The 15,126-nt window shown below is 50.2% G+C and carries 13 protein-coding genes; all 13 read right to left on the bottom strand.

Annotated elements, in window-relative coordinates; genetic code table 11:
* Positions 1 to 16 precede the first annotated feature (16 nt).
* The gene (locus QUB66_RS01835) at positions 17 to 286 is read right to left on the bottom strand and encodes a cation transporting ATPase C-terminal domain-containing protein (RefSeq protein ID WP_332967821.1); all 270 of its coding nucleotides are present in this window, start codon (positions 284 to 286) and stop codon (positions 17 to 19) included.
* A gap of 262 nt (positions 287 to 548) precedes the next feature.
* Complete coding sequence (locus QUB66_RS01830) at positions 549 to 3,047, bottom strand: plasma-membrane proton-efflux P-type ATPase (RefSeq protein WP_332967822.1); 2,499 nt, start codon at positions 3,045 to 3,047, stop codon at positions 549 to 551.
* A gap of 291 nt (positions 3,048 to 3,338) precedes the next feature.
* Positions 3,339 to 4,271, bottom strand: a complete 933-nt coding sequence (locus QUB66_RS01825) for a polyphosphate kinase 2 family protein (protein WP_332967823.1) — start codon at positions 4,269 to 4,271, stop codon at positions 3,339 to 3,341.
* Positions 4,272 to 4,289: 18 nt separating this feature from the next.
* Positions 4,290 to 4,964 (bottom strand): c-type cytochrome, encoded by a 675-nt coding sequence (locus QUB66_RS01820; RefSeq protein ID WP_332967824.1) that lies wholly within the window; start codon positions 4,962 to 4,964, stop codon positions 4,290 to 4,292.
* Between the two features lie 168 nt (positions 4,965 to 5,132).
* Complete coding sequence (locus tag QUB66_RS01815) at positions 5,133 to 5,666, bottom strand: DUF3122 domain-containing protein (protein ID WP_332967825.1); 534 nt, start codon at positions 5,664 to 5,666, stop codon at positions 5,133 to 5,135.
* Positions 5,667 to 5,743: 77 nt separating this feature from the next.
* Positions 5,744 to 6,271 (bottom strand): rhodanese-like domain-containing protein, encoded by a 528-nt coding sequence (locus QUB66_RS01810; protein WP_332967827.1) that lies wholly within the window; start codon positions 6,269 to 6,271, stop codon positions 5,744 to 5,746.
* A gap of 71 nt (positions 6,272 to 6,342) precedes the next feature.
* Positions 6,343 to 9,318 (bottom strand): beta-phosphoglucomutase, encoded by a 2,976-nt coding sequence (pgmB, locus tag QUB66_RS01805; RefSeq protein WP_332967828.1) that lies wholly within the window; start codon positions 9,316 to 9,318, stop codon positions 6,343 to 6,345.
* Positions 9,315 to 10,343 carry a class I fructose-bisphosphate aldolase gene (locus tag QUB66_RS01800; protein WP_332967829.1) on the bottom strand — a complete coding sequence of 343 codons (1,029 nt, stop codon included), beginning with the start codon at positions 10,341 to 10,343 and terminating at the stop codon, positions 9,315 to 9,317. Before QUB66_RS01800 ends, pgmB begins: the two co-directional genes overlap by 4 nt.
* A gap of 39 nt (positions 10,344 to 10,382) precedes the next feature.
* The gene (locus QUB66_RS01795; RefSeq protein ID WP_332967830.1) at positions 10,383 to 10,745 is read right to left on the bottom strand and encodes an STAS/SEC14 domain-containing protein; all 363 of its coding nucleotides are present in this window, start codon (positions 10,743 to 10,745) and stop codon (positions 10,383 to 10,385) included.
* A gap of 132 nt (positions 10,746 to 10,877) precedes the next feature.
* Complete coding sequence (locus QUB66_RS01790; protein ID WP_332967832.1) at positions 10,878 to 11,282, bottom strand: hypothetical protein; 405 nt, start codon at positions 11,280 to 11,282, stop codon at positions 10,878 to 10,880.
* 135 nt (positions 11,283 to 11,417) lie between these two features.
* A complete protein-coding gene (locus QUB66_RS01785; protein ID WP_332967834.1) occupies positions 11,418 to 11,891 on the bottom strand; it encodes an HPF/RaiA family ribosome-associated protein in 474 nt (157 codons plus the stop codon).
* A 107-nt stretch (positions 11,892 to 11,998) separates the two neighbouring features.
* Positions 11,999 to 14,383 (bottom strand): phosphoketolase family protein, encoded by a 2,385-nt coding sequence (locus QUB66_RS01780; RefSeq protein WP_332967835.1) that lies wholly within the window; start codon positions 14,381 to 14,383, stop codon positions 11,999 to 12,001.
* Positions 14,384 to 14,396: 13 nt separating this feature from the next.
* Entirely contained in the window at positions 14,397 to 14,657 is a 261-nt protein-coding gene (locus QUB66_RS01775) for a rhodanese-like domain-containing protein (RefSeq protein ID WP_265239977.1), read from the bottom strand.
* Positions 14,658 to 15,126: the final 469 nt, after the last annotated feature.

Genomic DNA, 15,126 nt, shown 5'->3' with positions numbered 1-15,126 from the left:
GGTGAATTGTGAATGGTCAAGAGTGGATGTGTTGATAGAAAACTCGTTTAACAGTTTCTGCACAGAGGATGTAAAGTCCGACAATTGCTGCCAGCACTAACAGGAATTCGAGCGGCAAGGATTGGAATCCCAGTAAACTTGCAAGCGGAGTATAGGGAAGAAATAGTGCGATCATGACGATCGCGATCGTTGACATCAACAAATACTTTCCCGGCTTGCTCGTGAGAATCGATTGCCGCGTCCGAATCACCAGCACAATAATGGATGCAGAAATCACCGATTCCATAGATTAAAAAACTGATCGTTGCAGTCCACTGAATCCACATCTGACTCACCTGTATTTTTAACAGTTGACAGTTGACAGTTGACAGTTGACAGCGAAGTTTTTAGGCAGGGGCTTAAATCCCCTGCCTAAAAACAATCCACCTAAAGGTGGGGGCTTAAATCCCCTGTGCTTTGATGCTTGTGAAAATAGCTGTATAGATCAACTGGGTATTGTTTGGTTTCTACCGCCTCTGCCAGTGAATTTAGCAGTCGATTTCGCAGGCTCAAGCGGTTCTGATAGAATTTGTTTGGCTCGATCTCCGTGGCATTAAAAGCCGATACGCGAGCAGTTTCACGCAGTCATTCACGATAAACCATGCCAGCGCATAGCCCCAAACAAACATTGCCCAACCCCAGCCAAGGGGTGTCATAAATAGCCCATAAACTGCGATTACCGTCGCCACAGCTTGCGTCCCGAATACTGCCATCAATAAAATGCGTGCAGGACGAATCGACCAAAATGGGCCGCGTGTGCGCGTGAGGAAGATCGTCAGATGTCCCGCTACAGATAGCTTCAAATACATCAAGGTTTGAATGTGATCGCGATCGAGATGAAAGACACGCTCCCCAAGATAAAACAAGCCGAACGCGGAGATAACCCCGATCACACCCAGCACTGTAGAAATCCCTAACACCAAGCGCATATCCCAAGCTTCAGGCTGATTGCGGTATTGCACATTGTCATAGGCGATCGACAAAATAGCACCATCGTTAAGCAATGCCAGAATCACGATCATGACTGCGGTGAGTGGGTAAAAGTTAAACACCAAAATCGCCAGCGTCATCAGCAACAATACACGCAGCGTCTCAGCGATGCGATAGATGGCGTAGCTGTTCATCCGCTGGAAAATGCGGCGACTCTCCTTGATCGCATCAATAATCACTGACAGTCCGGGCGTTGTCAGCACAATCGAAGCCGCTGCACGCGCCGCGTCTGTTGCACCCGAAACAGCTATGCCGCAGTCAGCCTTCTTCAATGCAGGGGCATCATTGACTCCATCGCCCGTCATGCCCACAATGTGATTCTGTTTCTGTAGCACATCGACAATGTGGAACTTATGTTCGGGGAACACCTGGGCGAAACCATCCGCTTGTTCGATCGACTGCGTGACTGCCGCAGTTTCTTGCTGCTTTGAATCGCCTAGCCCACTCGCATCGAGAATATTTGTACCAAGTCCCAGTTTCTTAGCGGTTTCTTGCGCGATCGCAATGGCATCGCCTGTCACCATCTTGATTTTGATGCCCATCTTGCCTGCACTGGCGATCGTTGATTCAGCATCATCCCAAGGCGGATCAAACAGCGGTAACACCCCCATAAATTGCCATTGATCATCATTCTCCGATCGCGCCACACCTAATGAGCGAAAGCCGCGTTTTGCAAAGTCGTTGACCGCCTTATCAACATCAGGCTTCACCTGGTCAGCATTCTTTGACAGTGCTAGAATCACCTGTGGCGCGCCTTTGGTCACTTTGAACGTTTTGCCGTCCGCGCCTTTCACCGTTGCCTCGGTGCGCTTGTGAACCGGGTCGAAGGGGGTGAAGTGAACAGTCTTGTAAGTCTTTAATGAATCCTGATCTTTGAGTCCGTCTAGAACAGCGAGATCGATCGTGTCGTTATTGTCTGCACTTGATGCCAGTGCGCCATTAAAAATCACTTGATCGGCGGGGATATTGTTGACGCTGAATGGATCGCCCAAAGTCAGCTTGTTCTGGGTCAGAGTGCCAGTTTTATCCGCGCATAAAACGTCCACACCAGCCAATTCCTCGATCGCCACCAACCGACTAACGATCGCTTTTTTCTGAGAAAGTTTCCGTGCACCAACTGCCATCGTCACGGATAACACCGTTGGCATCGCCACAGGAATCGAGGCAACAGTCAGCACCAAAGCAAACTGTAACGTTTCGAGGATAGGGTCATGACGGAACAGCGCAACAGTAATAATCAACGTCACCAATACAAGCGCGAGGACGATCAGGTAATTGCCAATCTTGAGCACTGCCTTTTGAAAATGGCTGTCTGTATGAGCTTCCTGCACCAGTTGCGCCGTCTTGCCGAAATAGGTTTTGCTACCTGTGGCATAAACCAGCGCGTTACTCTCACCCCGACGCACGATCGAGCCAGAGAATACCGCGTCGCCAGAGTTGCGTGTAGCGGGTAGAGATTCGCCCGTCAGTGTGGACTGATCGATCGACATTGAATCACCATCCAGCAAGCGGGCATCGGCTGGCACAATGTTACCCAAGCGAAGCCGAATGACATCGCCCGGAACCAGTTCGCGCGCTGGTAATGTCACCCATTGCCCATCACGTTTCGCCTGAGTCTGAGTCGCAAGTTTAGCCTTCAAAGCCGCGATCGCATTGCCCGCCTGACGTTCCTCCCAGAAACCGACCACCGCATTGGTCAACAGTAAAAAGAGAATGATGAAAAAATCTGGCCAGTGTCGCACCACGGCTGACAAAATCACTGCCACTTCGATCATCCACGGAATCGGGCCCCAAAAATAGCTGAGGAATTTCAAGAGTGGGTTAGTCTTCTTTTCCTCAATCTCATTCGGCCCATTTTCAGTCAAGCGCTTTTTTGCCTCGGCTTTCTGGAGACCATCTGGTGACGACTTTAATCTTTTCTGCACTTCTGGTAGTGGCAGAGTTTTCAAATCGTCTTTGGCATCGGGCTGCGATTTGGGATCTTTGGGCGCTTTAGGAGCTTTGGTACTGGGTTTCATGATGTATATTCCTTATTGTTTTTACCAGAAAAAATTGGTTTAAAGCCTTTCCCCTAAAGGCGAGAAATTAAAATCAGACTATTCATTAGACCTCTTGTAGAAATCTTCGAGTCATAGAGCAATCGCAGATATCGGGCAGATGCAACACCGATTGACGCAGATTGTTTCAGGGTATTTTCGGATTTTTGCAAGAGGTATATTACTCCAATCCTCTTCCTTCTAGGTAGAAGTAGCTGTCAACTGTCAACTGTCAACTGAATATCGTGAGTTGTAGTGAAAGGATTGCCGTCTTCAGCTTTCGCTCTCAAGCATTATCTTCGCTTGCAAAAGTTCCTGGTGTTGTGCCTCACTGACCTTGGGATAGTGAAGATTGAGTTCCTTTAATTGGGAATAAATGATTCCTGCTACAGCAAGGCGCGTAAACCATTTATGATCGGCTGAGATGATGTGCCAAGGTGCCCATTCTGTGCTGGTGTGATTGAACATATCTTCGTAAACAGTCATGTAGTCATCCCAAAAAGCACGCTCCTTAGCATCATTGGTGGAGAATTTCCAATTTTTCTCAGGGCGATCGATTCGTTCTAAAAAGCGTTTCTTTTGTTCTTTTTTGGAGACATTCAGGAAAAATTTCAGGATCACTGTCCCGTTCTTGACGAGATAGTTCTCGAAGTTATTGATTTCCTCAAAACGCTGCTTCCAAAGGTGTTTGTCGATTAGGCTAGGCGGAAGTTGCCGTTGCTCTATGATTTCTGGATGGACTCGTGTTACTAAAATTTCCTCGTAATAAGAGCGGTTAAAAATGCCAATCTTTCCTCGTTCCGGTAGCGCTTTGGAACATCGCCATAGATAGTCGTGATCCAACTCTTCTGTAGACGGAGCTTTGAAGCTATGCACTTGACATCCCTGGGGATTGATGCCGGACATGACGTGCTTGATAGTGCTATCTTTACCCGCCGCATCCATCGCTTGAAAAATGATCAGCAACGAGTAAGTATTTTGGGCATAAAGCATATCTTGGTAATGTTTTAAAGCCTCAATCACTTCCCGCAAGTCACTTTTAGAGTCCGATTTCTTCAGATAATGGGCTTTGTAATCCGGGTCGTAGTCTTTGGCAAGGGAAATTTTCTTCCCTGGCGGCACAATCAAGGGACGCATAAATTCCGCATGACTTTTGGTGTCGAATAGATTTAACGATGAATCTTTCTGGTCATGGTGTTTGGTCATCTTTTTGAGCCTCTCCGGTCAAGGTAAGGTCTTGAGATATGCGCTCAAGTCAGCCAGATCATCATTACCAATGTTCCAGCGGGGCATATCTTGATTCAACTGTTTTTTGCCGTCGGGATCTTGTCCTTGTGTCACGGCTAAACGGAACTTTTTAGCATCAAATTCGCTTTTCAAGGTTGACCAGCGAATGTCGGGTGCTTTCATGGTTTGCATTCCCATCATGGTGTGGACACCGCCTCGTCCATCGGCTCCATGACAGGACGCACAGGTCAGGTTGCCATTCCCCACCATTCCTCCTGATGAGCCATTCCCCATCATTCCGCCTGATGAGCCATTCCCCATCATTCCGCCTGATGAGCCATTCCCCATCATTCCGCCTGATGAGCCATTCCCCATCATTCCGCCTGATGAGCTACCATTCATCACACCCGCTGATGGTACGCCAGTAGAAGTAATGTTTGTACCCCGATCGCTGGTGGAGGTGAAATAGATGCGTTCACCGTTTGAGCGAAAGGATTGTGTCCCTCGGTTAGTTCCATTCGCCCTGATCGGCTGTGGGAATGCACCACTGTTTGAGGGCAAAGTCTCTGTTCCCCGGTCAGTTCCCTTTGCCGCGATCATCATGTGTGGGTGTGATGTACAGGTCACGAGTAGCAGCGCTACCATCATGGCTAGCAAGCCATTCGCAATCATTTTGATTTTCCGGTTCATGGTTTGTTCTCCTTTGATCGTGTTTGCGGCGGGGAAAATGCTGCTTCCACTGGCGCTGTCTACTGTGATGGCTTAGAGAAAAGGCATTAGCAGGCTGACAGTGATTTCAGATTGCCCATTGTTGCTGTCCGCCTGATGTAAAGCGTTTACTCAAGGGCTGGTAAGGGTTTGCCATTCCTGAATTGCAGCAGTAGGAACCGATAATCGGACAGATTTCCCGTCGAGGGTTGGTACTGTCAATTGCAAGGGAATTTCTGCCTGCAACTGCGATAGGGCAAGCTTAATGTCATATTCCCCAACATTTGCTGGAGTGGCTGTGTCCTGAGAAATGTTGCTAGAAATATCCTTAGCAGTCAGTGTTTGTCCCAGGGATGTGGTTAGGGTGAGCGGTTGAGTGCGATCGAGCTCCGCCCCACCGGGAAAGCTGATGAGTCGCAGGGAGACGATCGCACTTCCTTCGGGATGGACGCGCTTAAATGCGATCGCCTGCCACATCTTTCCAGTCTGATCTTGCAGGCTTTGCCGAGATTGGTAAAGCATCTGCCCTGGATACTCTTCGATTTGCGTCACAACCGCAAAAGCGGGTAAGGAACTCCCGACGAGCAGTAAGCCGCAAATGCAAACGGTTAGCAGCCAGCGCCAAGGGGAGATTTTAAATCGATTAAAGCTGATTAAGTTGATCATAAAAGTCCTCATGAGTTTCAAGTTTTTGGTAGTTTCAGTGTAAAAGATTGGAGGTTTAATCCAATTATTTTTGTGAATTAATTGGAGGCAATACGCTCTCCTAAAGCCTTCCAGCCTGCAAAGCTAGGGGGAAATCCCTGTACATTCTCATAGCCCAATAGGTATAAAGTCATGACTCCCATTGCCGAGCGATAGCCCGTTGAACAGTACAACACCACCGGGCGATCGCGCGGGATTTCATTCAAGGTTTGAGCCAGTGTGCGAAGCGGAATATTGATCGCGTTAGGGATATGTCCCGACTTATACTCAGAGGGTTCTCGCACATCTACCAACACGGTTTGAGGATTTTTTAATCGGGTTTTCAATCCTGCAACATTGGCGATCGTGAAATAGCCTGATGGAATTGAAGTGAGAAAGCGATCGACCTCCGATTCCAGATTCACAGCGACTTCAGAGATTGCTGGACTCTCTTGAGCAATCACGCCAGTTTCGGCCAAAGACCCCGCCAGAACTGAGTTTTGACCAAGGGTAAATAAAACACAAATACCTAGTAAAAATCCCCAAAATATTGTCTGAATTGATTTCTTGCAGCTTATTAAAAACATTCTCTGACCCCATCTTTAAGAACTTGATGAGCGTTCATTGCGCTTCGTCAACCATTTCTTGCAGCGTTTTGTCATACTTTTAACGCTCTATGATCTAATTTGGTTTGCAGTTCGGTCAGGTGAACCCCGATCAGGTTGGGTAGAACGAGATTGGCAGCACCAACACGACTGGGAGAACCGATGCCGATCGACCCCATACCAGCAGCGATCGCGGCGGCAACACCAACCGGGGCATCTTCCACCACCACACAGTGAGCTGGAGCAAGTCCTAACTGAGTTGCGGCGTACAGAAAAATGTCAGGGGCTGGCTTAGGACGATCGACGCTGTAGCCATCTGCGATCGCATCCACATGAGCGGCAATCCCCAACTTCTCAATCACAGCTTTGGCATTCTTGCTGGCAGAGCCGATCGCAATTTTCATACCCGCTTGCCTCAGTTCGTCCAAAAGCGCGATCGCTCCTGGCAAAAGATTCTGCGGTGTGATGCTTTGAATCGATGCCACATAGTAGCGATTTTTGCGCTCCATCATTTCCTGGATCTGGGCTTCTGAGTACGGGCGATCGCCCACAATCAGCATCAAAGATTTGCGTCTAGCGACACCTCGCAGTGCCTCATTTGCCTTTCGGTTAAAGGGCAGATGCTCTTCGTCAGCCAGTTTCTGCCAAGCACGGTAATGAAATTCAGCCGTGTCTGTGAGAACCCCGTCAAGGTCGAAAATGAACCCCTGAATGTCAGTCGCGTGAGCGTCAGTCGCGTGAGCCTGCGACGGCACTAGATCGAAGCAGTGCCAAGTGCCGCGCCAGTTCAGCTTGAATTTGAGACGAGTCCAGGTGGGAGGGAGGTGGGGAGTGGCAACGGGGCCACTGTCTTTCAGTTGAATGCCGCCAAAGCCAAACACCACAGCTTGCCAAACTCCGCCTGCGGAAGCCCCATGAATACCATCTATGGTATTGCCGCGATTATCATCAAGATCGACCATCGCAGCCTGCATCAAATGCTTGTAGGCTTCTTCTACGTCACCTAAATTGGCGGCGAGGCTCGCGTGAATGGCGGGTGTCAGGGACGATCCGTAGGTGCTGTCTGTGCGGGGCGCGTAGTAGTCCCAGTTTTTTTGCAGCACATTACAATAATCCGGGAGAGCTTGCGTGTCTCGCATCAAGTAGAGGAGCATCAACACATCGGGCTGCTTGAGTACCTGCCGCTGATTTGTGGCGTCAATACCGAGAATTGCTTGCATCGAGCGATCGCGGGGCTCGTACTTGCTCAAATCGATATCTTGAAGCTTGAAAAACCCCTCAAACTGCTCGATTAGACCTGTTTCGGCATCGTGAGGAATATACAGCTTGTCAATCATTGTCTGCCACAGCCGCCGCTGCTCTGCGGTGAGTTGCAGTTCTTGTGCCAGTGCAGTTGCCCGATCTGGAAACGTCTGTTGTAGCCAGTCGTAGACAGCTATAGCCTTTTCGAGATGCCACTGCACCATCCGATTGGTGAAGGCATTGTTATTGACTCGCTCATGGTATTCATCCGCTCCAATCACCCCGCACAGTTCATACCGTTCCTGCTCGGCGTGCCACTCCAGCCGGCTCATCCAGAACAGCGCCGTGTCGAGGATGATTTCAGCGCCATAGTCGCGCAGCCAGTTATCGTCGCCCGTTGCCTGCCAGTAGTGCCAGACAGCTAATGCAATGTCAGCACTCAGATGAATTTCGCGATCGCGACACCAGATGCGGACTACTTCTGCATAGGGGTCGGTCGATATCGACGTTTGGGGCGTTACCTCATCGCCAGTGGTGGCACTTTCCCAGGCAAACATTGCGCCCTTGTAGCCACTATGGGCGGCTTTGCGACGTGCGCCCTCCAGGGTGTGATATCGGTAGGTGAGCAAGTTGCGGGCGATCGCAGGCTGCGTAAAAGTAAAAAAGGGCAGGATGAAAATTTCGGTATCCCAAAAAATATGCCCTCGGTAGCCAAACCCAGACAGCGTTTTAGCCGGAACGCTGACTCGATCGTTGTGAGAGGAGGCGCTGATCAGGAGTTGAAATATGTTGTAGCGCACTGCCAACTGAGCCGTGCGATCGCCCTCGATCTCAATATCGCTGTGTTCCCAAACGGCATCCCACGCCCGCCGATGAGCATCAAGGAGCACCCTGTATGCTGGCAGATTCGCCAGTTTGTCCTGGGCTGCTTGCAGTGGGATCTCAACATCCTGGGACGTAAACACTGTCGCGACCTTTTCAATGCTGATAGTCTGTCCCGCGATCGCACTGAAGACGCTCAATACGGTAGAGTCACCGCGAGCATTTGTCACCTGAAAAGAGGCATCAGCCCCGATCACCGCTAGTTTGAACGCCATACTGAGATCAATGTGAGACCTGCGGGTGCGTACCTGTAGCCAAACGCCCCGCCCTGTCCCTTGTTCGATCTGTCCCGAATCGATCTGCTCCCAGTGGTTAAAGCCTTGGGTGTCAGGATAACCATTGAGGCTGGACTGTACCTCGATCGTGCCGCTAAAGTCGATCGGTGTGATTTGACAGCACAGTCCTAATACGTGGTGATCGTCCAGACTAGCAAAGCGCTCAAACTTTAAATCCAACGTCTTGCCAGTGGGACTACGCCAGCGCACTGATCGGCTCAAAAGCCCATGATGTAAGTCAAGCTGCCGCTCGTAGTGAAGGATTTCGCCGCGATCGAGCCGAAACCGTTCTCCGTCCACAGAAATCATCAAGGATAGCCAGTCAGGACAGTTTGCCAACTCGGTATAGATCACGGGCACATCGTCATAAACTCCATGAATTAAGGTGGCTGGCAACGCCTCTGGGAAGCCTTCCTCAAAACTGCCCCGCGTCCCTAAACAACCGTTGCCGATCGTAAAGACGGTTTCTCTAGCAGCCAAATGCTCTGGATCGAAGTTCGCTTCGCTCAACGTCCAATCTGTGTAAATCAAATCACGAGAGTCTTCTAGAATTTTCATGTTTGTTAGGGAGTGAGGTTGGCTGAACATGGGGGCAACGATCCCGAAATGGCGCAGGGGGTTTGGTTTCATGCTGCCGTCCTTTCCATCGCTGCCTTGTATTCGCCCTGACGCGCCGCCCCATTACACTTGGCTCGATGCAGCAGTGCCTGTTGTGCCGCCAACACGTTGGACTCCTTGCCGTGCCAAAGTTCCAACGCGGGCTGCTGGATGGCGCGGGCATAGGAAAACGTCAATGCCCAAGGCGATCGCACTTTGAATTTCAGATTCATGGCATTCAAACGAGCCGATGCCAGTTCACAGGATTGACCGCCCGACAGGAATGCAATCCCCGGAACAGCAGCGGGAACCGATCGCAACAAACACTGCACCGTGTCCTCCGCAACTTCCTCCACCGATGCTTGCTGGGGACAGGTCAATCCCGGCAGCACCATGTTGGGTTTGAGGATCATGCCCTCTAGCATCACCCGTTGGGTGTAAAGATGTTGGAAGACCGTTTGCAGGACTTTCGCCGTCACTTCGCCGCATTGCGATCGGGTATGATCACCCGCCATCAATACCTCTGGCTCCACAATGGGAACCAGTCCAGCTTCCTGGCACAACGCCGCATAGCGAGCTAATGCCTGTGCGTTTGCTTCGATGCAGCCTTGGCTGGGAATGTCCGTGCCGATCGTCAGCACCGCCCGCCACTTCGCAAAACGAGCGCCCATTTGAGCATATTCCTGGAGGCGATCGCGCAATCCATCCAGCCCTTCAGTGATTTTTTCGCCCGGATGACCCGCCATATCCTTAGCACCCGTGTCAACTTTGATACCAGGAATGATTCCCGCTTGAGTGATAACTTGCACTAGGGGAGTACCAGCTTGCGTCTGTTGCCGGATCGTCTCGTCGTAGAAGATTACGCCACTAATGGACTCACCAAGACTGGGCGTAGTGACAATCAACTCCCGATAGGCGCGTCGGTATTCCTCTGTTTGCGGAATACCCAATTTGGCAAAGCGTTTGTTGCAGGTGGGATTGCTCTCATCCATTGCTAGCAGTCCCTTGTCATTGGCGACTAGCATTTTGGCAGTGTCTATAAGCTTTTGGACATTCATTTGGGATTTACTCCATCTCCAGTTGCGGATTTCCCGTCGCTATGCTTCGTCCAACCACTGCCGCGCCAAGAGCGAGTTGGTGCGATCGAAGTAGTGGATCGTCGCTTTTGTAAACGGCTTGCAGAACGTTGCCATACCTTGCTGCCATTTGGTTACCCCAACCATCGCCAGCCGCTCGATGTCGGCGAAGTGTTGAATGCCGAATTTGAGGTCTTCCCACATGGCACTGGCTTCCCAGCCGTGGAAGTCGGTCATATCGAATAACAGGCGCAACTTTCCATGCTTCTGGATGAGGCGATCGAACTCGGGCACAAAGTGCTCGTAATCTGCCTTAATTAGCTTTCCGTTAACGTGAACAACGAGCAGTTTTCCGCCATTTTCTTCTTTGAATTGAATGGGCATTTGGGACTCCTTTGTGCGCCTAAGTAACCGAACAAAATTAATTACATAAAGACTCTTTATGCTTGTAAGGGTTTCAGGCGAAATCCTGTGTAATTAATTTTGCACAACTACTTAACTCGGCTTTCCTGCAAGCTATGCGTTAAAGTGCTGTCGAACCTTGGCTACGAGCTGAGGTTCGGTCAGATTATCAACCGTTTCAACCCCGACCACCTTGGCACCAAGCCGATTTTCTTCCATCCGCTTTTGCAGTTCATTCTTGGCGGCACCGGGCCCCATTATCAGAATCGAGTCGGCATCGCGAACATGAGAAATAACCTCGTCATAGTAAGTATTGAGTTCTCCTGTACGTGCCCGCTGACGGCTATTGTCGGCGGGTACCTTCTGTGCTTCATAAGATCCTTTCATGGGTGAATCGCCCGATCGTCGTAGTTGTTTTTCTACTTCCGAGAGGATCTCGCTAGTCTCTTCTCCTTTCTCGGTCAAAGATACGATCGCAGCCTTGCGATGGTCAATCCACAGTCCTACTTGTGTACTCATTAATCATTCTCCTTTGTTTATTCAAGTCATCTAAAAAGCTGAGTGTCACTGAAATAAGCCATTTTGAATCACTGAAAGCCTGGATAATTCGAGGCTGGTAATGCTAAGAGTAGGCTTAATTCAGGACTAGGACGCTCACGATAGAGGTGGGTCAGTCCGGTGACTTTGTTGATGCTCTAGCCGTCCCAGAGTGCGATCGATCAGGTGGGTCAGTTTGTCGGTAGCACCGTCAACGGCTTGGTCAAGTGTGGCGGCTTGATCGGTGACTGCAAGGGGTTGATGTCCTTCGAGGCGGGCTTCGATCATGCAGCGCATACTGTCATTGCCATCTTCGTGACGATCGCTGTTCTGATTACTTAGGTGAACATCGACGGAAGTGATGCGATCGCTGACTCGGTTCAGAGCATCCTTGATGACGCTACTGATCCGATCGGCTAGTGCCTCATGACCTTCGATGTTGTGGTCAGTTCTGATTTGGACTTGCATAGTGCTCTTAAGAGTGTGAGGGTGATTGGCCTTCTTCATCTTTCTGTGGTTCGTCCAACTACTGCCGCGCCAAGAGCGAGTGTTGGTGCGATCGAAGTATCGGATTGCCGCTTGCGTGAACAAGCAGAATCTTCCCGCCGTTTTCTTCTTTGAATTGAATGGGCATTTGGGACTCATGCAGCCTCGTTTCAATTAGGTACAGGCGTTTTTTCCATCAGCAATTTCCCTTTCTACGTTGCACCTGCACTCCATTTCCAGTCACGGATTTCCGGCAGATCCTGGCCATGCTGGTTAATGTACAGCTTGTGCTCAATCAGCTTGTCCTGCATCATCTGCTTCAGGTAAGCTCCCTTAGCACCCAAATGTGGCAGACGATCGATCGCGTCTTGCACGAGATGAAAGCGATCGAGGTCATTTTGCACCCGCATATCAAAGGGTGTCGTGATCGTGCCCTCTTCCTTGTAGCCCCGGACGTGGAGGTTGTGATTGGTACGGCGGTAGGTTAGTCGGTGTACCAGCCAGGGGTAGCCATGAAAGCCAAAGATGATGTGTTTGTCTGTTGTAAAAAGCGAGTCGTAGTCCGCTTCATTCAGTCCGTGGGGGTGTTCGCTGGCAGACTGCAACTTCATCAGATCGACCACATTAACAACCCGGATTTTCAGATCGGGGAGATGTTCGCGCAGAATCGAAACCGCCGCCAAAATCTCTAGCGTCGGCGTATCGCCACAGCAAGCCATCACTACGTCCGGTTCAGAGTCCTGGTCATTGCTAGCCCATTGCCAAATCCCGATGCCTTCGGTGCAATGGATAACCGCTTCGTCCATCGTCAGCCATTGCGGCAGGGCGTGTTTACCAGCTACCACCACATTCACGTAATGACGACTCCGCAAGCAGTGATCGAAGACTGACAGCAAACAGTTGCCATCGGCTGGCAGATACACCCGCACGATATCGGCTTTCTTGTTGATTACATGGTCGATAAAACCGGGGTCTTGGTGCGTGAAGCCGTTGTGATCCTGTTGCCAGACATGGGAGGCGAGTAGATAGTTGAGCGATGCGATCGGTCGTCTCCAGGGGAGTTCTGACGTGACCTTCAGCCATTTGGCGTGCTGGCTAAACATTGAATCCACAATGCGAATGAACGCTTCATAGCTATTGAATAGCCCGTGCCGCCCGGTCAGCAGATAGCCTTCTAACCAACCCTCGCACTGATGCTCACTCAGCATTGAGTCCAGCACCCGTCCATCGGGCGCGAGAAACTCATCATTGCGTTGTTCTCGTGCGTCCCACTGTCGATTCGTAACTTCAAACACTGCACCCAAAAGATTCGAGAGCGTTTCATCAGGCCCGAAGATGCGAAAATTCCGCTGTTCCTGATTCAGCTTGGCTACATCTCGCAAGAACTTGCCGAGCACGAGCGTATCCTGACCGTCAACAGCACCAGGCGCTGGCACTGTCACCGCGTAGTTGCGGAAGTCTGGCAGATGCAGGTCACGCAGCAGCAAACCACCGTTAGCGTGAGGATTTGCGCCCATTCGTCGATCGCCTTTCGGAGCCAACTCTGCCAATTCTGGGAGGAGGCATCCTTTTTCGTCGAACAGTTCTTCTGCTTTGTAGCTTTTCATCCAGCTTTCTAGCAGTTGGACATGATCGGGATGCTCGGAATTCACCAGTAATGGCACTTGATGCGATCGCGATGTGCCCTCGATTTGCAAGCCATCGACGACTTTCGGTCCCGTCCAACCCTTGGGAGACTTGAGGACGATCACCGGCCAGCGTGGTCGAGTTGCGTTGTTCTGGTTTCGCGCATTGCTTTGATTTTGCCGGATATCCTCGATCGCGCGATCTAACGTGCTAGCCATCAGTTCGTGCATCTTTTCCGGCTCGTCGCCTTCCACAAAGTAGGGTGTCCAGCCACAGCCTCGGAGAAATTGCTCCAATTCTTCAGGCTCAATGCGAGCGAGGACGGTCGGGTTGTTAATCTTATAGCCATTCAAGTGCAGGATCGGCAGCACGGCACCGTCAGTAATTGGGTTGAGCAACTTGTTGGATTGCCAAGCGGTCGCCAGAGGCCCCGTCTCCGCTTCACCATCGCCAATGACGCAGGCAACAATTAGACCGGGATTATCGAAGGCTGCTCCGAAGGCATGGCTGAGGGAATACCCCAGTTCACCGCCTTCGTGAATTGACCCTGGCGTTGTGGGTGCTACATGGCTGGAAATCCCGCCAGGAAACGAGAATTGTTGGAACAGTTTTTTCAGACCCGCTTCATCCTGGGTAATGTTCGGATAAATCTCGCTCCAGGTGCCTTCGAGGTAAACATTGCCTACGATCGCAGGGCCACCGTGACCGGGCCCGGCAATGTAGAACATATCCAAGTCATACTTCTTAATCACCCGATTCAAATGCACATAGATGAAGTTCTGCCCCGGTGTTGTACCCCAGTGTCCGACGACTAGCGGTTTGACGTGGGAAAGTTTCAGCGGCTCCTTTAGCAGCGGGTTGTCGTAGAGGTAGATCTGTCCAACAGACAAATAGTTAGCGGCGCGCCAGTAAGCATCAATGTTATGAAGTAATGTCGGGGAAAGTGTGCGGGAAAGCATTTTGAGTGTCATGGTTTAAAGGTTCTTATGTGAACCGAGATTGAGGATACGGACAATGGAGCGCGTTAGGGATATGTCCCGACTTATATTCAGAGGGTTCTCGCACATCTACCAATACGGTTTGAGGATTTTTTAATCGGATTTTCAATCTTGCAACATTGGCGATCGTGAAATAGCCTGGTGGAAGCGACGTGAGAAAGCGATCGACCTCCGATTCCAGATTCACAGCGACTTCAGAGATTGCTGGACTCTCTTGAGCAATCACGCCAGTTTTGGCGAAAGGCACTGCCAAAACTTAGTTTTGCCCCAGGGTAAATAAAACACAAAGACTTAGTAAAAATCCCCAAAATATTGTCTAAATTTATTTCTTGCAGCTTATTAAAGACATTAGGTAATAAATACCTTAGTGGTTGTTATATCTCTCTTTTATAACTGAGTCCCAATCCCCTCGTATCCTCCTAAAGAAGTGGACTTTAAAAATACTCGAATCCCTCCATTTTTAAGGGAAATTAGAGAGAATTATCGAGGGGAATCCTCCAACAGTATACTGTTACTATCTTTCAGGTTTAGTTGACATAAATTGTGTCTCAGCAGTCAGTTAACAGTTGACAGTTGACAGTTGACGGTTGACAGTTGAGTGCGAAGTTTTTAGGCAGGGGCTTAAATCCCCTGCCTAAAAACAATCCACCTAAAGGTGGGGGCTTAAATCCCCTGTGATGCAGGTTAATCTGTGTTGATATGCCTTTTATATGCGA

Source organism: Microcoleus sp. A2-C3 (assembly GCF_036706065.1).
Lineage (GTDB): Bacteria > Cyanobacteriota > Cyanobacteriia > Cyanobacteriales > Microcoleaceae > Microcoleus.
This window is presented reverse-complemented; position numbering and strand designations above follow the sequence as displayed.